Here is a 329-nt window from a genome sequence, read left to right as displayed (position 1 = left end):
AATACGTCGGCCGCGACGTCGTTCAGCTTCACGCTCGACACGTCGGCGGCTGCACCCGGTGTTGCCCTGACCACCGACTCCGGCAGCAGCGCGTCCGACCACATCACCAATGTCGGCACGTTGAACCTCACCGGCATCGAAACCGGCGCCACCGTGCAGTACAGCGTCGATAACGGTGCGCACTGGAGCACCAGCTTCAGCGCCGTCGAAGGCACGAACAACGTGCAGGTCCGCCAGATCGACGTCGCGGGTAATACGTCGGCCGCGACGTCGTTCAGCTTCACGCTCGACACGTCGGCCGCTGCACCCGGTGTTGCCCTGACCACCGA

At 65.3% G+C, this 329-nt stretch carries 1 protein-coding gene; it reads left to right on the top strand.

Annotation, left to right across the window (positions count from 1 at the left end; genetic code table 11):
* The coding region (locus DIE16_RS36400; protein WP_148095418.1) for an Ig-like domain-containing protein at positions 1-329 on the top strand (329 nt) is incomplete at both ends.

It is taken from the genome of Burkholderia sp. Bp9090 (genome assembly GCF_003857985.1).
GTDB lineage: Bacteria > Pseudomonadota > Gammaproteobacteria > Burkholderiales > Burkholderiaceae > Burkholderia.
The sequence above is the reverse complement of the archived record's forward strand: the minus strand, read 5'-3'. Positions and strand labels throughout refer to the sequence as shown.